Genomic DNA, 19,920 nt, shown 5'->3' with positions numbered 1-19,920 from the left:
ATTTTAACTGGCGCTTTTTTCATCATTTTTATCTTTAATCATCAAGTAGTGATACCAACATTAGTTTGCTTTTATCACTTAAACTAAATTAATTTCCAGCACCGAATTCACCGAGCTGCCGTTCCACTTATAGGTATAGTGTTTGGTCTGGCATACCTTGGAAACCAAATTCGGTTTGAAGAGTGCATAGCAATCATGCCCCTGATGGCGAACTGACTGATAAACGATCCCGTCGCCTTTCTGCTCCTTGATTTCATTAGCCAGCATTTGCGAGTGGGAGTAATTTGTCGGATGGTAAATGTTTTGGTCGAGATATTGCTGCTCTGTAAGATCAACCAATGCTGCATTAAACCAGGCATCAATACAACGCATCTGAATATCCTGTGCAGGTTCCTGGGTATACCCCATCACCCGCTCCATATGATGTACGGTTTCCTTTATGGCGGTATTCACATCTGGTGCCGCATAGTAAGCCCCGTAGTCGGCGGTGTTAAATCGCGCTCCATCCGGGCTGACATGGGTAAACGCAGCCATCACAAAACTGCAATGCGGGATCCCCACTAAGCGTTCTTCAAGCGGGATCTGCGAAAAATTACCGACCTCTTCCGAAAGGCGAGGATTGGTTATGGCCTCGACAGCAAATATCGCCTCAAGCTGTTCGGGCTCAGCCACATCTTCATACAAATTGATAGGCGGATATTTCGATGGGATCAGGCGAAAGCAATGCTGATCACTGAAGGATTTCACTGGATGGCTCATCTAAGACTTCCCACCTCGCCAGGCATTCAGACGAGATGCTACCTGATATAAGTCAACCACTTTGCCCTGAACCATGATATCCATTGCCGAGCGACCAGCAAAAAACGGGTGGGAGTTGGGCTTCTGCACCCATTGGTACACACTCTCTTCAGCGGTAAACATGATTCGAAGACATTTGTGAATATTGAGTATATAACTCATCCGCTCCAGCAGATCCTTCGACACCTTAGCCGATTCTGGATGACTACGATACTTATTCAACGTAGAGCGACTCGCCAGGCCAAGAATGGCCATCTGCTGTGCCTGGGTGCAAGCCCACTTATCAAGAATATTAAAAATAACCGGTAGCACCATGTTACCCGCCTCTGGCATTGACTGCCCTTGTACCGCATGGGATGCGTTCATAAGCACCTCTCACTATAGTTGTTTGTTTATTTATATACAATTATAGTTGAAATGTACACAAACAGAGAAAGCGACACTTGTTTTAAATGCAACTAGCCCGAGGCTCTCAAGCGGCCGTTAGTTATAAAGATGTGATCATTTCCACAATAGAGTAATTACTCATGTCGAATAGCTTTCCTTGGTTTACCCTTAATTATGAATATGACGCTATTGCGCAGTTTTTTTAGGAAGTAACTCTTACAGCAATTTGGAGAGCTACAATGAAAATGCTAGATCTACCCAAAAACTTCTTTATAAAAAAGCAACCAACGAAACACCGTTCATCGACTAACACACAGAGCGTGTTACTCAACCCCAAAACTGAAAATTACGAATACCTCGATGAATACTCACAAACACTGTTAAAGAAAACCATCGACTTTTTTGAACAACGAGGAAAAGCAAAACTAAAAGAAGATGATCATGAACGTCTTTGGTACGCAGATTTTCTAGCGTTTGTGAAAAAAGAGCAGCTATTTGCAACTCTCCTGACTCCCAGTCCCTTTGGTGATGAAAACACCCGGTGGGATACATTTCGCAACTGCACACTCAATGAAATACTAGGCTTTTATGGATTGGCGCACTGGTATACTTGGCAAGTCAGTATCCTGGGACTAGGGCCAATCTGGATCAGTGAGAACGAGCACGTAAAAAAGAAAGCGGTTCAGCTGTTACAGGATGGTGGCATATTTGCTTTTGGATTATCGGAAAAGGAACATGGTGCCGATATCTACGCCAGTGATATGGTTTTAACACCGCAAGAAGATGGTAGCTACCGAGCAAACGGCGGCAAATACTACATTGGTAACGGTAACAAGGCTGCTCTGGTCTCAACCTTTGGCAAGCTCGCGGATACCGACGAGTACGTCTTTTTCGTCGTGGACTCGCAACACGATAATTACCAGCTCGTTCAAAATGTTGTTAACTCGCAAAACTATGTCGCCGAATACCGCCTAAATGATTACCCCATCCGGGAAGAAGACATACTGGCCAAAGGTCGTGATGCTTGGGATATGGCATTAAATACAGTCAACATCGGCAAATTCAATCTTGGCTGGGCGTCAATCGGCATCTGTACCCACTCCTTCTATGAAGCTATCAACCATGCCTCGCACCGACGTCTTTTTGATCACTATGTCACTGACTTTGTCCATATCAAGTTGCTGTTCACCGAGGCCTATGCCCGCCTTACCGCGATGAAGATGTTTGCCCAGCGCGCAATTGATTATATGCGAATTGCTAGCCCTGAGGACCGTCGCTACCTCCTGTTTACACCTATGGTAAAAATGAAAGTCACCACCCAGGGTGAGGAAGTGATGAACTTGCTGTGGGATGTTATTGCCGCGAAAGGCTTTGAAAAGAACATGTACTTCGAGATGGCGGTAAGGGACATTCGCGCCCTACCGAAACTTGAAGGTACCGTGCATGTCAATATGGCCTTAATTTTGAAGTTTATGGGTAACTATTTCTTCAAGCCTGGAAAGTTCTCAGACGCGCCTAAGATGAGACAGGCAACCAATGACGACTTTTTATTTAATCAGGGTGCCACCAAGGGGCTTGGCAAAACACGTTTTCATGATTATCGAGAAGTGTATGGTGAATTTGATTCCCCCAATGTGAAGATATTTAAAAAGCAAATTCGCCTGTTGAAGATCCTGCTACTGCTGGGCAAGCCGAATAAAGAGCAGACAAAAGATTTCGACTTCCTGTTAAATCTCGGCGAATTATTTACATTGGTGGTCTACGGACAACTCATCCTGGAAGAAGCCAAACTGACCAACCTTGATGATGACATTATTGAGCAAATCTTTGATGTCATGATCCGGGATTTTTCCAAATTTGCTCTACAGTTGAGTGCCAAGTCGAGTGCAACTCTGCTCCAACAAAAGATTTGTGAGCGAATGATAAAACGTCCATATGTGGACAATGATCGTTACCAGCGAATGTGGAACAACTATGTGAATGTCACCAAAGATCAATATGAGATGAACCCATAACACAGGAATAAAGAAGTGCGGAAACGCTGACAAAAAAGAGCCTGCCGATATATGGCAGGCTCTTGTCAGTTACCCTACTCGCCTAGTCTGAGCTAGTACAAGTTATTGATAGCGAGCTGCAGTCTTCTCAGCCACTTTAACAATCACTTTTACTGCCTGCTCCATACCTTCAACAGTAATAAACTCGTGAATGCCGTGGAAGTTATAACCGCCAGTAAAGATATTTGGACATGGCAGATCCATGAATGACAAACGTGCACCGTCTGTACCGCCACGGATTGGCTTGATCAATGGCTGTACATCACACTCGATCATCGCATCTTTGGCAAGCTCGATGACGTGCGGATGAGGCTCAACCATTTCACGCATGTTGCGGTAGCTGTCAGTGATCTTCAGCTCAACACGACCTTTCTTCAGCTTGCTGTTTAGCTCGTCGACTTTCTCCTGCATGAAGACCTTACGGCGCTCAAGACCTTCACCATCAAAATCACGAAGAATGTAGTTCAGCTCTGTTTTAGCAACACCACCTTCCATAGCAACCAAGTGATAGAAGCCCTCGTAGCCTTCAGTGCACTCAGGTGTTTCTTCGGTAGGCATCATGAGCTGGAACTGAGCGGCGATGTTCATGGCATTGATCATCTTATTTTTCGCTGTGCCCGGGTGTACGTTGACACCATGGCAAATGACATCAGCAGATGATGCGTTGAAGTTCTCAAACTCAAGCTCGCCAACCGGACCACCATCAATAGTGTACGCCCATTTAGCGCCAAACTTCTCGACATTGAACAGGTCTGCACCGCGACCAATCTCTTCATCAGGTGTGAAGCCAATGCAGATTTCACCGTGTTTGATTTCTGGGTGTGCTTTCAGGTAAGCAACGGCGGTAATGATTTCAGCGATACCGGCCTTGTTATCAGCACCCAATAACGTTGTACCGTCAGTGGTAATAATATTGTGACCGTGTAACTTGTTCAGATCCGGATACTGAATTGGAGATAGCACCTCATCGCCAATACCCAAGGCAATGTCACCGCCCTGATAGTTTTCGACGATTTGCGGTTTAACATCTTTACCGGATGCATCCGGTGCAGTGTCCATGTGCGCAATAAAGCCAATGGCCGGCACGTCATGTTCAACGTTTGCAGGCAAACGAGCGGTCAGGTAGCCATGTTCGTCCAACGCCACATCGGACAGCTCGAGTTCAATAAGTTCTTTTTTAATCTGTTCTGCTAGCACTCGCTGCCCTTCAGTACTCGGACAGTGGTCGACTGATGAGTTAGATTGAGTCTCAAAGCTCACGTAACGCAGAAATCTCTCAATTAATTTATCCATGTCTCACTCATTCGTATTGGTAAGTTAGAAGTGCTGATTCTTAATGAGGCGCTATTCATATACTGCTTGCCTCAGAAAATACTGGGCAAGTATCAGGGACTCGACAGCAAAATGAATTGCGATGAATCAGTTTTTCAGTGAAATGTATAAATTTATTCCAATATTTGAGACTTAAACTACTTTATAGCCATTGAAATCGTGTCTATATCAATATGACTATAGGTTAATATCACTACTACCCATGCTTTTCATGTGTAATATGACATTTTCCGCTCTCATCGATGGGTCATTGAAAAAGCGGAACAATTCGTTAGTTGCCGCCTTCTCAATAATTGGGCTAACGGCCATTGAATCAATGATACTCGGAACCAGCGTACCTAACTGCTCAGCAGTGTGAAAATCTCTCCTTGATTGCAAAGAGCAGGCATTAAAGCCTGACAATGACACGTCCATACGGGCCGGTATCGCCCCTTTGGCCAAGTTAAACTGACTAAGAAAGTCTGGTTCTGAAACAATCGCTGCTATCTGGTTTGCTTGCTGTTCATCAAGCAAAGGATTCTTAAACAGTGCAAAGCTGTCCATATTGTAGATAAAGCCGGGTTGCTTAGACGGTGTGGGATAGCAAGAGATCGAGTCGGGAAATTTACCTTCTATGGCCATCAGCTCGCCCGCCACCCAATCTCCGGTAATTTGAAATACACGCCTTCCGGACAATAGCTCCTGAGTGGCCTCCTCCCAGCGCTGATTTGTTAAGTCAGGCAACACAATCGCACTGATTTGCCTAAATTTATTCAGAGCTTCAAGCGTAAGAGAGCTATCAAGCACATCGGGTTCCAGTTCGATAAATGCCCGACGGTAATAATCAGGCCCGCCCAGCCCGAAGGCAATGTTTTCGAATAACTGAACGACTTGCCAAGGTTCATTGCCCAACGCCAACGGGGCAACCCCGCGTTGTTTAAGCTGGTAGAAAACATCAATCATCTCATCCCAGCTTGTTGGCATGGTTAACTGATGGCGATTTAGAACCTCATGGTTTACCCATACCCAATTAAGTCTATGAATGGTAATAGGAACGGCAACATACTCTCCCTTGAACTGGTGTATATCACGCGCCAAGGGAAGCAGATTCTGATCCCAGTGATTACTGTTGGCAACCGTGTCCAGTGAATGCAAAAAACCCAATGCTGCCCACGATTTAATAGCCGGCCCTTCAAGCAGAGCCATATCTGGCGGATTGCCCGCAATGGCGCGAGCTTGCAGAATTGATTTGGCAGTATGACCACCGCCCCCCTGAACAGGGACATTCACCACCTCAAAACCAGCCTCTTGCAAGGCGTGTTTCACCACTTCTGCCGATTTAGCCTCACCTTGCGATGTCCACCAATGAAGAAAATGAACGTCTTCCCTTGCCTGCACAGAGAAAACACATCCAATAAATATAGCTATAGCAATTAATTTCATACATCTCTCGCAAAGGATAACTGGACCTCAAGCCCTTGTCCGTCATGATTGGCAAGCTTAAGATCGCCGCCGTGTGATCGGGCAATGCTTCTCGAAATTGTCAGCCCTAAACCGGACCCATTGCCATCGTCACGCTCTGCCCTGTAATAAGGCTCAAAGACTTTTTCCAGCAGTTTGTTATCTATACCCGGCCCATAGTCACGAATAGTCAATTGAAGAAAACCGGGAGTCTCATCAAGGCGGATGTCAACTTTGTGACCATAAAGCACGGCGTTATCGACAAGGTTATAAATACAGCGCTTCACAGCAATTGGCTTACCCAGATAGTGCACCTTCGGTATATCGTTCAACTCAACGCACTGGTTATTGCGGTTATAATAATCGGCACAATTGTTGAGTAACTGTTGAATATCAATCCACTCAGGCTCTTCATGAATATCCGTATCCCTAATGCACTGAAGGGCCGCCTTCAACATCAGATCGACCTCATTGAGCAACTTCTCAAACCGTTGTCTGGCCTTGTCATCATCCAGCATTTCGGTGCGAAGTTTCAGGCAGGCCAAAGGGGTTTTCAGATCGTGAGAGATAGAGCTAAACAACATCTCACGATCTCGGATATAAGCTCTTACCCTGCGGTTCATTTTATTAAAGGCATGAATTGCGCTGCGGGTTTCCCTACTCCCTTCTTCCTTAATTTCTGTTGTTGTGAACTGGGCGCCCATCAATGTTGCCGCCTTTGCCAATGACTTGATCGGCCGGATCTCCCTTTGCAGTATCCAGGCGGTGCACAACATGAGCACAATAGAGGTAATAGCAAGAATTAGTAGCTGGCGTTTATCAATAAACTGAGTTGTCAGCGAGGAATGAGGTACCGGCAGCACAGAGGCAATATAAAACCATTCATGTTCGGACATCTCTATTTGCATGACAACGATAGGTAAATCCAATTCACCAAGAACCAAACTATATTTCGTCCAGATTTCTGGAAGTTCTGCCAGTTTAATACCTGAATTAAAAACCCGTATATCATCTCTTTGAGTTATCGTCACGTGGACACTGTTGGCTGACGCAAGCCTGTCAAACAAAACGTTGGCGGTAAATTCAGGCAACCACTGCGTAAAAGTCAAATCAGGGATCGCATCCATTTCTATTTTTTTGTTATTGATGGAAATAAAAAAACGTGTGCCACCAACATCTCTTAGTTGATTTAGAATTAAGTGGCGGTAATTAAGAGGCAGTGATTGAAAGTAATTGTATGTATCGGCTGCGGCATTAGATATATTCTTCATTGTATGCTTTGCATTTTCTTCTTTTGTCGCTGCATTTGTTTGATACCAAATAATCCCTGCCAGAAGTTCCGCAATGACAATTGCCAATAATAAAGTAATACCGACACGAAACGTAATCGATTTGAAAAAACCAAATCTCACTCTATACCCTCCACTGGCTGGTATTTATGCTTCAGATAATGAATCAACTGCGAGCATGTACCCTTTATTTCTGACGGTAATAATAATGGTTCGATCATCATCATGGAGGTGCTTTCTCAATCGGCTCATCTGAACATCAATTCCCCTTTCAAGCGGATCAACATCTCGTCCCCATACGCATTGTGCGATTTCATCACGGCTAAAGACTTTGTTCGGATGCTGCAACAATAGGGATAACAAAGAGAAGTCCGCACCAGATAACTGAACTACTTCACCGCCGGTATGCACCAACTGCCGTTTTACAGTGTCAAACGTCCAGTCAAGAAAGCAGATCTTGCGGTTGAACGGGGTGTGAGTGCTAAATTGGCTTCTGCGAAGCAGTGCCTTAACCCGAGCCAACAACTCTCTGGGGCTAAAGGTTTTTGTTATGTAGTCATCAGCACCAATCTCAAGCCCGGCCACTCTGTCAGCCTCATCGCAGACAGCCGTGAGCATAATAATAGGAACATGTGATTTGAGTCTTATTTTGCTGCAAAGTGTTAGGCCATCATCTCCGGGTAACATGATATCCAAGACAATTAAGTTCGGCTCCTCCTTATTTAAATGCAACCACATTTCATCGCCATCAGCAGCTGTCAATACATTAAATCCTGAACGCCCAAGATATTCACTGAGCGCATCACGAATTTCTTCACTGTCATCAACCACTAATATTGTTTTTCTTTCCATGAAAAAACTCTCTACCTGTCGTTGAAATGTTCTTAATAAACTTATCATCTTATATTTTAGTTATAGTAACACCGAGCCTCCTTTCAATTCTATTTTTACTCATTGATATTTGTAAGAGAACACTTACAAATATCAATGTAACAATAGCAAACAGCAGATAACAGTAATTGTAAGTCATCCCTTACAAAGGGATAACATTTTAAAACTTCAGTAAAAGTAGAATCCTGTAACTTATGTGAGGTGAGTGTTTTATATAAATATCACCGTCAAACATAAGGAAAGCCATATGACAACCGAGGCTACGTTGACGCCTGACAAAGGCATCTCGATATTATCAGCGTTGAAGCAAGCAGCTTCGAAACTATCAACCATCGGGAAGGCATTAATGCTTCCCATCTCTATCTTACCTGCAGCAGGTTTGTTACTCGCTTTTGGTGAAAAACTTGATATCCCACTGATGCTTAATGCAGGTGGCATTCTGTTCGACAATCTACCTGTGTTATTTGCAGTCGGTGCCGCCGTGGGATTAGCGAAAGAATCTGGCATTGCCGCATTGGCTGCCCTTGTCGCAATGTTGGTTATGAATGTAACTATCAGTACTAACTTGGGTATTACGCCAGAAATGACAAGCGAAGGTGCCTATGCCATGGTGTTAGGAATTCCCACCTTACAGATGAACGTCTTCGGCGGCATCATATGCGGGATCTTAGCCTCTAGCATGTATAACCGGTTTCATGATATCCAGCTCCCGCCTTTTTTAGGCTTCTTCGCCGGTAAACGCTTTGTTCCCATTGCGACCGCACTCAGTGCCTTCGTACTTGGTTTGATTCTGCCTAGTTTCTGGATGTACGTACAGGCAGGGATCATTGCCCTGTCCAATGTTGTCAACGGTGATAACCAGGCCCTCTCTACCTTCGTTTTTGGCTTCACTGAAAGAGCACTGATCCCAACAGGCTTACACCATATCTGGTACCCATCTTTCTGGTTCTCGTTTGGCGAGCACACCACCGAAGCTGGTGCGGTAATTAATGGTGACCAGACTATTTGGTTTAAGATGCTGGCCGAGGGAGTCAAAGACTTTAACTCCGACACCTATCAAGGTGCTGGTAAATTTATGCAGGGTGAATTCCCGTTGATGCTATTTGCCCTGCCGGCAGCTTGTCTGGCGATGTACCACGAAGCGAAGACAAAAAACAGAAAGTATGCCGCCGGTATCTTGTTCTCGGCCGCGCTAACCTGTTTCTTAACCGGTATTACCGAACCTGTCGAGTTTACGTTTATCTTTGTCTCGCCTCTGCTTTATCTGTTTAATGCTATCTGTACTGGCTTTGCATACACCTTCATGTACCTGCTTGATGCGCACCTTGCAAAGACATTCTCAGCCGGTTTCATTGACTATGTCACGCTGGGCATCATGCCTTCATTTAGCGGCTTCGAAACCAACTATTTCGCAGCCGTGATCGTCGGTGTGCCAATGGCTGCGCTATATTACTTTGTCTTCCGCTTTGTCATTCGTAAGTTTGATGTACAAACACCAGGACGTACCGATGATGTAAAAGAAGAGATCACGCTAACGGATGAGCAGCTAACTAAGCTCACCCTGGATTTCGTAGGCGGCAAAGACAACCTGACATCAGTGACATCATGTATCACTCGTCTTCGTCTGGAAGTGGTAGACACATCACTGGTCAATGTAAAAGGACTTGAAGATATCGGTGCCATGGGCGTGGTGAATGTAGGCTCGAACGGTATTCAGGTTATCTTCGGGGCAAAAGCACAATTTATTGCTGACCAAATCAATCAGGCGTAGCACTGTAATAGTTAATACTCTCCCACTCTAAAATCCAAAGCACATGTTAAGTATCCAGATACTTTCATGTGCTTTATTTATTCAGGGACTCTTAGTTGCCAATCGTAGGGACAATGAATAAAAAATCAGGCTACATACGTTAGCCTGATTTTCATTTCATTCATCGGTGGTGGGAAGATTAACTGCCTTGTAGGCTAACTCTCTTGCGAATTAACTACCTTGAGGAATCCAAGGCGTTACCTTCACGGCGCGCTGAGGAAGCTTAACTTCCTCGCCTTCGGTAAGCTCAGCAAGCTTAATAACCACCTTGCTATCCTTCACCGAAATTGTCTTGCCGCCAGAAAGGCGAATAGGCTCACTGACATCGTCTGCGAAATGAACCACAACGCCACCGACTTCTGGCATAAACCAACTTGAGAACATCCCGCCCAGGTCAGATAACAGTTTATCCATCTGTGGGGCCAAGGCAGCAATTTCCGCCTGGTTAATACTTTGTCCATAGTCTTTGTTGGCAATAACCTGCATGGAAAGGTCGCAAGTAATGCCATCATCAATCACAAACGTCACATCCGGGTTAGCCTGACGCAGGTTAGAGTCGATGGGAACAACCAGTTCATTGTTCTCGGGGATCACCAACTCCTCGTAGTGTTTTTCTTTGCGCATCGAGCCCTTATGAACAGTACAAACATTACCGTCTTCCTGATTTAACAAGAAAAAGGCAATACGCACATCCTCATGGCCTTCTTTGACATTCTGTTTCAGCTTGCCGTAGAGCGAGCTATAACGCATTTCTATATTTTGGGCAGAAGCGTCCTGAGCATAGACAGACGCTGTGGCAAACATGCCAGCTAAAAGCCAATGGGTTAACTTCATCCTTTATCCTTGGCGCCAGTATTTATTGTTATGTCTGATCATCGACTGTATTTCATCTACATACGCCTGACCACGTTCTGAATAACGGCTTAGTCCTTCAGCCAGTTTGGTGCCTTCAATCATCTGGCCGGTACGACGCTGAGCCGCTCGAATATCGCGCAAATCAGCGTAGGCACGATTTCGGTTCACGTTCATAAAGTATGCCTGTACAGACAGATACGCCGAATCAAACACCGCCACTTCATGGGTTGCGCCATTTGTACGTGAAGCCGGTACTAAACCGCAACCCGCACGATAACACCATTGACCAAAATAGTTATTACCTTCAACAGCAAAGCGTGATGTACCCCACCCCGATTCATTGGCAGCCTGGCTTAATACCAGCTCTTCAGGTAGCACATCGACACGATTCAACATTTCTTTGAGCCATGACTTGGCGATAGTTTTAGCCGCACTGTCTCCCTCTAGCGCAACCTGATACATTTTGCCGAGCTTGGCCGCGTAGTCGTACTCTTCGCTATCGAGCTTGTCACCCGAGTCAAGCTTGGCCTGAATGCTCAACAAAAACTGTCGCTCTCTTTCAACCCGCTTGTTCTCATGCTCAACAGCAGGTCGCAGAAAATCAAAGAAAGCCGCTTTCTTCTGGTTTACATCCTTAAAAGCTCGAAAATCAGGTTTAGATGTGTATGACGCTTTAATTTTCGTGTCGTCGACAGCTTCTGTTAACGGGTTCTCCGGAAGAGTTTCGCCACAGCCGGCCAGGCCTGTGATCAGCGCCAATAGCGCAAGTTTTTTTGTTGTTTTTATCACGCGTTAAAGACCTTAGAGTCATCTGTTGTCGAGTTGTCGTCGTCACTGCCCTTTTTCATTGATGTTACCTGCAGCGTAATTCCAAACAAGTTACGGTAGACAATCCCCTTAACATTGAAGAAAAACGGTATGGTCCAGATAAGGCCAACGCCAGCTGTTGCAAAAGAAATGAAGAACATGATCAGCACGACCAGATAAATAGCGGTTAGCGGCATAAGTTTTCTCACCGTAGCCACCAACGAGTACTGAATCGCTTTCAATGGGGTAACGCGCTTCTCACACACCAGTATGATCGCCATACTAAAGCCCATAGAAAGGAACAAGCCGATTAGCGGGAAAATAGCATTACCAACCCCCTGCAGCGACGAAGTCAACAGCATGGTCACAACAGAGACCAGGGTGAACGGGAAGCCTTTAACCAGGTGGCTAGGTTTGGTTGGCAAGCCGACAGCGTGGTTCAGCGCCATCAGGCTAACACCTACATATAGCGGGGCACTCAGTACATCTGACCAAAAGTTCGCCATGTAGCCCGCCTGAACAATTTCCGAGGAAATCTCACCGCCTGTCACAATCGCCTCAAAGAAAAGTGAGGCATCACCAAGCTGTACCTGCAGGCCAAGCATCAACAGTGCAACCTGGGCCAAAAACAAACCGATAATTGCAGGGAGAAACGAGAGAAAATTCTTGGCCGTTACCTTCCAGGCTTCCTGAAGTATTGCAAAAGCCTGAAGTTCAGAGTCACCCTTCATGGCTTTATCGATCGAGCCACCGACATGGAAAGTTTTGTTGTTCATTCTGTTTTATCAACTAATCAGTAATCATAGTGACGTGATTGTACGCTAGCCGGCCTCTATATAAAAATCGAACTAGCACTAAATTGTTAAATAGGTATTAACAAAGCAATCTATAACCCCTCCTTCAAAGAAATCACCTCTTATTCTCGGTTAAAGCATAATTGGCACCCAAGTCTGTTTGTTCGCATTTTTAATCTATGCTTAATAGCTGCGATGCTTCACTGTGATAGTAGGTTTGCCTTTGATTTTATTGCTAAAAATAGCGTGCATCACCGAGTTCATTTTAATCAATATGCCTATTATTTTCTGCGGTTGAAAATTAGCTAAAAAAACCATGAAAAAACGCTTTGAATTACTAAGTTAGAGGTCTATTATGCGCCTCCTAAAATTAGCCTTTCTGTTGGGGTGACACAGTGACCCCCCTGGGTGGAGATAACGTAGAATTGAACGCTGCACAAACAACTAAAAAACCAGTGATTCAGCTAATAGGGCTGAGTAAAGGCTTCGATGGCAAGCAAATCATCACTGGTCTTGATCTAAACGTTAATGATGGTGAGTTCCTGACTATCCTTGGTCCGTCAGGCTGCGGTAAAACGACCGTTTTACGCCTCATTGCAGGTTTTGAAAATGCTGATGCCGGTCAGGTGATGATTGACAATCAAGACGTCACCGAGATCCCAGCGGAAAACCGCCACGTTAATACTGTTTTCCAAAGCTATGCGCTATTTCCGCATATGACAGTATTTGAAAATGTAGCGTTTGGATTGCGCATGCAAAAAGTTGCTGAGAGCGAAATTGAGCCTCGTGTTACTGAAGCGCTATGTATGGTGCAGCTTGAGAGTTTTGCCTCTCGTAAACCCCATCAGCTATCTGGTGGACAGCAACAGCGTGTAGCGATTGCCCGCGCCGTTGTTAACAAGCCAAAAGTACTGCTGCTTGATGAATCTTTGTCTGCGCTTGATTACAAACTACGTAAGCAGATGCAGATCGAGCTGAAACAGCTACAGCGTAAACTGGGGATCACGTTTATCTTCGTTACCCACGATCAGGAAGAAGCCCTGTCGATGTCAGATCGCATCATTGTTATGCGTGACGGCAACATCGAACAAGATGGTTCGCCGCGTGAAATCTACGAAGAGCCAAAGAACCTGTTTGTTGCGCGCTTCATTGGCGAGATCAATGTCTTTGATGCGACGGTTAAAGAGCGTCTTGACGAAAACCGTATTCTGGCAAATGTAGAAGGCCGCTCGTCGCTACTGCACTGCAAACTGCCCGTTGAGAATGGTGACAAGGTCAAAGTCCTGCTGCGCCCGGAAGATATTCGCCTGGAAGAAATCAATAATGACGAAACAGCGAATGGCATCGTCGGCTACGTACGTGAGCGTACCTACAAGGGGATGACTCTTGATTCCGTTGTTGAGCTGGAATCTGGCACCTCTGTCATGGTTAGCGAGTTCTTCAATGAAGATGATCCTGATGTTGATCACTCGCTTGACCAAAAAGTGGCGATTACCTGGGTGGAAAGTTGGGAAGTGGTACTTGCAGATGAACAAGAAGCTTAATCTTCAGAACATCATCATTACTGTTATTGTCAGTTGGTTATTGCTGTTTGTCTTTATTCCCAACCTGATGATCATCGGAACCAGTTTTCTGACCCGTGATGATGCAAACCTGATAGAAATGACGTTTACGCTCGATAACTATATTCGGTTATTCGATCCGCTATACGCCAAAGTCATGCTGCATTCGTTTTATATGGCGCTAGTGGCGACCCTGCTTTGCCTGGTCATCGGTTACCCATTTGCGTATGCGATTGCCAAGATGCCGGTCAAGTGGCGGCCATTTATGCTGTTTCTGGTGATTGTTCCTTTTTGGACCAACTCACTGATCCGCACTTATGGCCTGAAAATCATGCTGGGAACACGCGGTGTATTCAACAATGCCCTGCTCTATCTCGACATTATCGACAAGCCGATCCGTATTATGTACACCGAGTATGCAGTGATGGTTGGCCTGGTCTATATTCTGCTGCCGTTTATGGTCCTGCCGCTCTATTCGGCCATCGAAAAGCTGGATCATAACTATATCGAGGCAGCTCGCGACCTGGGTGCCAATAAGTTGCAGACATTTACCAAAGTGATCATCCCGCTGACAATGCCGGGCATTATCGCAGGATGTCTGCTGGTATTATTGCCGGCACTGGGTATGTTCTATGTCTCTGACCTGCTTGGCGGAGCGAAGAACCTATTGATTGGTAATGTCATCAAAAGCCAGGTTCTCAATGCCCGTGACTGGCCGTTTGGTGCAGCAACAAGTATCGCCCTGACCATGGCGATGGCTGTCATGTTGTATGCCTACTACCGTGCAGGCAAGTTGCTTAACCGTAAAGTGGAACTGGAATAATGGGACGCGTATTTAAATTCAGTCTGATGGCTGTGGTGTATGCCTTCCTGTATACACCGATTATTATTCTGATTGTGAACTCCTTTAATGCCAGCAAGTTTGGTATGAAATGGGGTGGCTTTACGACCAAATGGTATGAGCATCTGGTCAACAATGACAGCCTGATGCAGGCAGCTTGGCACTCACTGAATATCGCAGTGTTTTCAGCGACAGCCGCAGCCATTATCGGGAGCCTGACGGCCGTTGCCCTGTTCCGCTATCAGTTTCGCGGCAAACATTTCGTCAACGGCATGCTGTTTGTCGTCATGATGTCGCCAGACATTGTTATGGCTATATCGTTATTGGCACTGTTTATTCTGGTAGGTGCCGAGCTGGGCTTTCTGACGCTGCTGCTCTCTCACATCACCTTCTGTCTGCCTTTCGTGGTAGTCACGGTCTACAGCCGTCTGAAAGGATTTGATGTGAAGATGCTTGAAGCAGCGCGCGATCTTGGCGCCAGCGAGTGGGTGATCCTGAAACAGATTATTCTGCCGCTAGCGAAACCTGCTGTTGCTGCTGGCTGGCTGCTAAGCTTCACCCTGTCTCTGGATGATGTAATTGTTAGCTCATTCGTGACCGGGCCATCCTACGAGATCTTGCCATTGAAGATTTACTCAATGGTAAAAGTGGGAATTTCACCAGAAGTGAATGCACTAGCCACGATAATGCTTATTGTGTCTCTGGTTCTGGTAATTTGCTCGCAGTTGCTAGCCAGAGAGAAGATTAAATAAAGTAATCTAACTCAGTTTTTTAATTGGCCTTGTGCCAGATACTGCAAGTGATTAGTCAGCCGATTAATCACTTGTTTTTTATCAATACCCTGCTGGGGTTTTGGAGATGATAAACAAATGAAAAAATGGTCCGCTTTTCTGACCGGTACTGCTTGTGCAGCAGCGATGTTCTCAACCTTTTCGAATGCTGCTGATAAAGAATTAGTTTTATGAACTGGGGCCCTTATATCTCTACAGAGCTAAGGGAACAGTTTACTAAAGAGACTGGTATTAAAGTGATTTATTCGACTTACGAGTCGAACGAGACTATGTACGCCAAGTTGAAAGCACACCCGAAAGGTTACGATCTGGTTGTGCCATCCACTTACTTCGTTGCCAAAATGCGCGATGAAGGCATGTTACAGACAATCGACAAATCAAAGCTAACTAACTTCCATGAGCTTGATAAGAATTATCTGGATAAGCCTTTTGATCCAAACAACGACTACTCCATCCCCCATGTAATCGCGATGACCGGACTGGCCGTAAATACAGATATGTACGATCCGGCCGACTTCGATAGCTGGGCAGATCTGTGGAATCCTGAACTCGAAGGCCAATTGATGCTAATGGATGATACCCGTGAAGTGTTCCATATTGCCCTTCGAAAGTTGGGTTACTCTGGTAATACGACGGATCCAAAGCAAATCGACGAGGCTTATGAAGAGCTGAAGAAACTGATGCCGAATGTATTGGTATTCAACTCCGATAACCCGGCAGCACCCTACCTTGCCGGTGAAGTCGGCTTAGGTATGCTCTGGAACGGCTCGGCAGCCGCAGCGCAAAAAGAAGGCCTACCAATTGAGCTTGTCTGGCCTAAAGAAGGCGGTATTTTCTGGGTCGATAGCCTGGCTATTGCCAAGAACGCTGAAAACGTTGATGCCGCCCATAAAATGATCGACTTCCTGCTCCGCCCGGATATCGCGGCCAAGATTTCGGAAGAAACCGGTTATTTAACCGCGGTAAAAGCCTCTAACGATAAGTACAAGGATAACCCGACGCTCTTCCCACCTCAGGAAGATCTGGATCGTGGTGAATGGCAGGACGCCGTTGGCGAAATGAATATTCGCTATGAAAATTACTTCCTGGAACTAAAAGCCGCTCAGTAATTCTGCATCTAAGGCAACCAGATAATATTTGGTTGCCTTAATCATAAACCTATCTGCTATAATCTCCTTTTAAATCGTCTGTTTATAGTCATATACCCAAGCTACCGCAAGGTGCAGGATTCAGAGTGAAACCAGCGAGTCTAGTTCAAGGAAAATCACAGCAGGAATGGCCATCCATTTCAATGTGATTTGACGCAGAAATGGGCACGCTGGTTCACTCCCAAAGGGCGAGTTTACTTGGTGACTATGCGTTGTTACCGACTATTAATTTAGGACCACTAGATTTTCAAATCGGTGCCTAGCCTAGTAACCAAGTAATTCTCGCTGAACAAGCACCTTGAAGTAGTTTGGGTATATTAAATAAAAGAAAATGGCTCTCTGGAGTCATTGGATTTCTTTTGCATGTAGGAGAAGCGGTTAGTACCGAGCAGCCATGCGCATTTATTTGCTTATTGGCATTTATTGTTTAGTACATTCGCTGGAGATAACTCTCAACACATCCTGATAGTTAGGAGCACAATAAAATGAAAAAATGGTCTTCCTTAGTGGCCGGTGGTGTCTGCGCAATGGCAATGTTTTCGAATGTTGCAGCAGCTGCAGATGAAGAACTGTATTTCTACAACTGGTCTGAATACATTCCAAGTGAAGTATTGGAACAGTTCACGAAAGAAACGGGCATTAAGGTGATTTATTCGACTTACGAGTCGAACGAAACCATGTACGCCAAGCTAAAAACCCACGGCACAGGCTACGATCTCGTCGTTCCTTCAACATACTACGTCTCAAAAATGCGCGACGAAGGCATGCTGAAGAAAATTGATCGCTCCAAGCTATCAAACTTTGATGAGCTTGATCCAAACTACCTGCACAAGCCATTTGACCCAAGCAACGACTATTCTATCCCTTACATTTGGGGCGCGACCGGTATCGGTGTAAACACAGAAATGATGGACAAGGCTGAAGTCAGTTCTTGGAGTGATTTCTGGGATCCTAAGTGGGAAGGTCAGCTAATGATGATGGATGATGCTCGCGAGTTCTTCCACATCGCACTTCGCAAGCTTGGCTACTCTGCGAACACCCAGAACCCTGACGAAATCAAAGCAGCCTATGAAGAGCTGAAGAAGCTAATGCCAAATGTATTGGTATTCAACTCAGACTACCCTGCTAACCCATACATGGCTGGTGAAACATCACTAGGCATGCTTTGGAATGGCTCTGCATATATGGCTCGCCAGGAAGGTGCTGAGATCGAAATCGTATGGCCAAAAGAAGGCGCTATTTTCTGGATGGACAGCCTGTCAATTCCAGCGGGTGCCAAAAACGTCGATGCTGCTCATAAGATGATCGACTTCCTGCTACGTCCGGAGAATGCGGCAAAAGTTGCTCAGGAAATCGGTTACCCAACACCAGTTGCCTCAGCGAAGAAACTACTTCCAGCAGAGTTTGTTAATGACAAAAACATCTTCCCACCTCAGGAAGTATTGGACGCAGGTGAATGGCAGAACAGCGTAGGTACAGCCAACACCATCTACGAAGAATACTACCAGAAGCTAAAAGCTGGCCAGTAATAGCGAACGCTATCACTAGCTTAAAGCCGATTAGATGACCAAAACCCAAGCGACTGCTTGGGTTTTTTATAGCTTTCGTTAAGGCCGAGGGTACTTAGAACATGTTGTACCAACCTGGATAAGTCATTAAATACTACAGCGTCAGCGTATTGAACATGATGAGATCCAACGCTAATACCGCTCCGCCAAGAACCATCATCGCCAGAATTTTTTCAACCGGCTTGCTAAGAAAGTCCCCCCCTCGCTCTTTCCTTGAATATAGGTAGAATGGTAAACCACACGCATAGAGCAACAGTGACAAAAGCAAGTAGTCCAGCCCGCCGGCATAAATCAACCATAAGCCATAGCCTGAGCCAATTGACATCATCAGCATCAAAGAGGCTGAACGTTGCTTGTTTTCGACTGCAACCTTGAGGCCAAAAACGGCACACAGCAAATATGGAATCAGCGCCATTGACGAAGCTAACTGGATTAAAATGTTATATCCGGCATCATTGAGGTAGTTCACTATCAGAAAAACCGTGATCAGGCTATTCGTCAACCACATAGCATTTTTGGGGATCTGATTAGCATTGAGCTTACCAAATACCGACGGTGCAGTGTTTTGTGTCCCTTTGGCTGCAAGGAAAAGCATCTCACTGGAAATCATGGTCCAGGCCAACAATGCCCCGCCAACAGAAACTATCAGGCCGATATTAATCAGCATACCGCCCCACGGGCCGACAGCGTACTCAAGTACTTGTGCCATTGACGGATTTTTCATTCCAGCAAGTTCCGCCTGTGGCACCACCCCAAGCGAGAGCAGAGAAACACAAACAAGCAAGGTGATGGTGATCAGAAATCCCAGGATGGTTGCCCGACTGACCACTTCCATATTTTTCGCCCGAGAAGCATATACAGTCGCGCATTCTATACCCAGAAACACCCAGACAGTGTAAAGCATCGTATTCTTAACCTGGCTGGTTACTGTCCCTAGCTCTGGTGTTCCCCAGAAATCGATATTAAATGTCTCGATTTTAAATGCCAGTGCAACAAGCAGGATAAACAACAGGATGGGAATTATTTTAGCTACTGTGACTATGACGTTTAGCGTAGTTGCCGATTTAACCCCTCGCAAAACAAAGAAATGCAGTACCCATAAGGTAATGACACTACAAACCATAGCCGGAAGCGTACTACCATTGCCAAAGAACTCGAACGCATGAAATGAACCCAACGCACTATACATGACAACCAGGTAACCGACGTTTCCGACCCAAACAGAAATCCAGTACCCCCATGCGGCATTAAACCCGAGATAGTCACCGAAGCCCTCCCGAACATATCCGTATACTCCGTCTTCAATGTCGGATCGGTTAACGGACAACCATTGAAATATTTTTGCCAACGTAACCATACCGAAGAAAGTGATCACCCAGGCAATGATAATTGCTCCGGCCCCGGCTCCCTCCGCCATATTTTGCGGCAAACTGAAGATCCCACTTCCGACAATCGCCCCTGTTACAAGGGCTGTCATTGGCAGCAACCCCAACTTCCGTACGCTTTTGTCTGTCATAATATTATCTCCTGAGTAAGGGGGGAGACATCCCTGC

The 19,920-nt window shown here is 45.6% G+C and carries 16 protein-coding genes and 1 pseudogene; 7 read left to right on the top strand and 10 right to left on the bottom strand.

The window, feature by feature from the left end; all coding sequences use genetic code 11:
• Positions 1-78: 78 nt before the first annotated feature.
• Complete coding sequence (locus tag L4D19_RS27665; RefSeq protein WP_428455074.1) at positions 79-759, bottom strand: RES family NAD+ phosphorylase; 681 nt, start codon at positions 757-759, stop codon at positions 79-81.
• Complete coding sequence (locus L4D19_RS27660; RefSeq protein WP_075768054.1) at positions 760-1,164, bottom strand: MbcA/ParS/Xre antitoxin family protein; 405 nt, start codon at positions 1,162-1,164, stop codon at positions 760-762.
• Between the two features lie 260 nt (positions 1,165-1,424).
• Between L4D19_RS27660 and L4D19_RS27655 the strand changes: the two genes are divergently transcribed.
• Entirely contained in the window at positions 1,425-3,200 is a 1,776-nt protein-coding gene (locus tag L4D19_RS27655; protein ID WP_428455073.1) for an acyl-CoA dehydrogenase family protein, read from the top strand.
• A 102-nt stretch (positions 3,201-3,302) separates the two neighbouring features.
• Here L4D19_RS27655 and pepT read toward each other — a convergent pair whose 3' ends face one another.
• From pepT to L4D19_RS27635, 4 genes are all read right to left on the bottom strand, one after another.
• Positions 3,303-4,532 (bottom strand): peptidase T, encoded by a 1,230-nt coding sequence (gene pepT / locus L4D19_RS27650; protein WP_428455072.1) that lies wholly within the window; start codon positions 4,530-4,532, stop codon positions 3,303-3,305.
• A 216-nt stretch (positions 4,533-4,748) separates the two neighbouring features.
• Complete coding sequence (locus L4D19_RS27645; protein ID WP_428455071.1) at positions 4,749-5,993, bottom strand: ABC transporter substrate-binding protein; 1,245 nt, start codon at positions 5,991-5,993, stop codon at positions 4,749-4,751.
• A complete protein-coding gene (locus tag L4D19_RS27640) occupies positions 5,990-7,423 on the bottom strand; it encodes an ATP-binding protein (RefSeq protein WP_428455070.1) in 1,434 nt (477 codons plus the stop codon). Before L4D19_RS27640 ends, L4D19_RS27645 begins: the two co-directional genes overlap by 4 nt.
• A gap of 24 nt (positions 7,424-7,447) precedes the next feature.
• The gene (locus L4D19_RS27635) at positions 7,448-8,152 is read right to left on the bottom strand and encodes a response regulator transcription factor (RefSeq protein ID WP_428455069.1); all 705 of its coding nucleotides are present in this window, start codon (positions 8,150-8,152) and stop codon (positions 7,448-7,450) included.
• Between the two features lie 286 nt (positions 8,153-8,438).
• Between L4D19_RS27635 and L4D19_RS27630 the strand changes: the two genes are divergently transcribed.
• Positions 8,439-9,962, top strand: coding sequence for a PTS transporter subunit EIIC (locus L4D19_RS27630; protein WP_428455068.1), 1,524 nt, complete (start codon positions 8,439-8,441; stop codon positions 9,960-9,962).
• Positions 9,963-10,172: 210 nt separating this feature from the next.
• Here L4D19_RS27630 and L4D19_RS27625 read toward each other — a convergent pair whose 3' ends face one another.
• From L4D19_RS27625 to L4D19_RS27615, 3 genes are read right to left on the bottom strand one after another with little or no spacing between them, the layout of a single operon-like run.
• On the bottom strand, positions 10,173-10,835 hold the full coding sequence (locus L4D19_RS27625; protein ID WP_428455067.1) for a DUF2987 domain-containing protein: 663 nt from the start codon (positions 10,833-10,835) through the stop codon (positions 10,173-10,175).
• A gap of 3 nt (positions 10,836-10,838) precedes the next feature.
• Positions 10,839-11,645 carry a glucosaminidase domain-containing protein gene (locus tag L4D19_RS27620; protein ID WP_428455066.1) on the bottom strand — a complete coding sequence of 269 codons (807 nt, stop codon included), beginning with the start codon at positions 11,643-11,645 and terminating at the stop codon, positions 10,839-10,841.
• On the bottom strand, positions 11,642-12,439 hold the full coding sequence (locus L4D19_RS27615; protein ID WP_428455065.1) for a hypothetical protein: 798 nt from the start codon (positions 12,437-12,439) through the stop codon (positions 11,642-11,644). Before L4D19_RS27615 ends, L4D19_RS27620 begins: the two co-directional genes overlap by 4 nt.
• Before the next feature lie 443 nt (positions 12,440-12,882).
• On the opposite strand from L4D19_RS27615, the gene potA reads away from it, so the two are divergent.
• The 5 genes and pseudogenes from potA to L4D19_RS27590 all read left to right on the top strand — a co-directional run bounded on the left by potA (position 12,883) and on the right by L4D19_RS27590 (position 18,328).
• Entirely contained in the window at positions 12,883-14,001 is a 1,119-nt protein-coding gene (gene potA, locus L4D19_RS27610; protein ID WP_428455064.1) for a spermidine/putrescine ABC transporter ATP-binding protein PotA, read from the top strand.
• Complete coding sequence (potB, locus tag L4D19_RS27605) at positions 13,985-14,842, top strand: spermidine/putrescine ABC transporter permease PotB (RefSeq protein WP_075768060.1); 858 nt, start codon at positions 13,985-13,987, stop codon at positions 14,840-14,842. The genes potA and potB overlap by 17 nt, the downstream gene beginning before the upstream one ends.
• Positions 14,842-15,612, top strand: coding sequence for a spermidine/putrescine ABC transporter permease PotC (gene potC, locus L4D19_RS27600; RefSeq protein ID WP_075768061.1), 771 nt, complete (start codon positions 14,842-14,844; stop codon positions 15,610-15,612). The genes potB and potC overlap by 1 nt, the downstream gene beginning before the upstream one ends.
• A gap of 117 nt (positions 15,613-15,729) precedes the next feature.
• Positions 15,730-16,760: pseudogene (locus L4D19_RS27595) on the top strand (extracellular solute-binding protein).
• 566 nt (positions 16,761-17,326) lie between these two features.
• Complete coding sequence (locus L4D19_RS27590; protein ID WP_428455083.1) at positions 17,327-18,328, top strand: extracellular solute-binding protein; 1,002 nt, start codon at positions 17,327-17,329, stop codon at positions 18,326-18,328.
• 133 nt (positions 18,329-18,461) lie between these two features.
• On the opposite strand, the gene L4D19_RS27585 is transcribed toward L4D19_RS27590, so the two are convergent.
• Complete coding sequence (locus L4D19_RS27585) at positions 18,462-19,883, bottom strand: basic amino acid/polyamine antiporter (protein ID WP_428455063.1); 1,422 nt, start codon at positions 19,881-19,883, stop codon at positions 18,462-18,464.
• Positions 19,884-19,920: the final 37 nt, after the last annotated feature.

This window comes from Photobacterium kasasachensis, from assembly GCF_050336885.1.
GTDB lineage: Bacteria > Pseudomonadota > Gammaproteobacteria > Enterobacterales > Vibrionaceae > Photobacterium > Photobacterium kasasachensis.
Note: the sequence above shows the minus strand (reverse complement) of the source record. Positions and strands in the feature narration are given on the sequence as shown.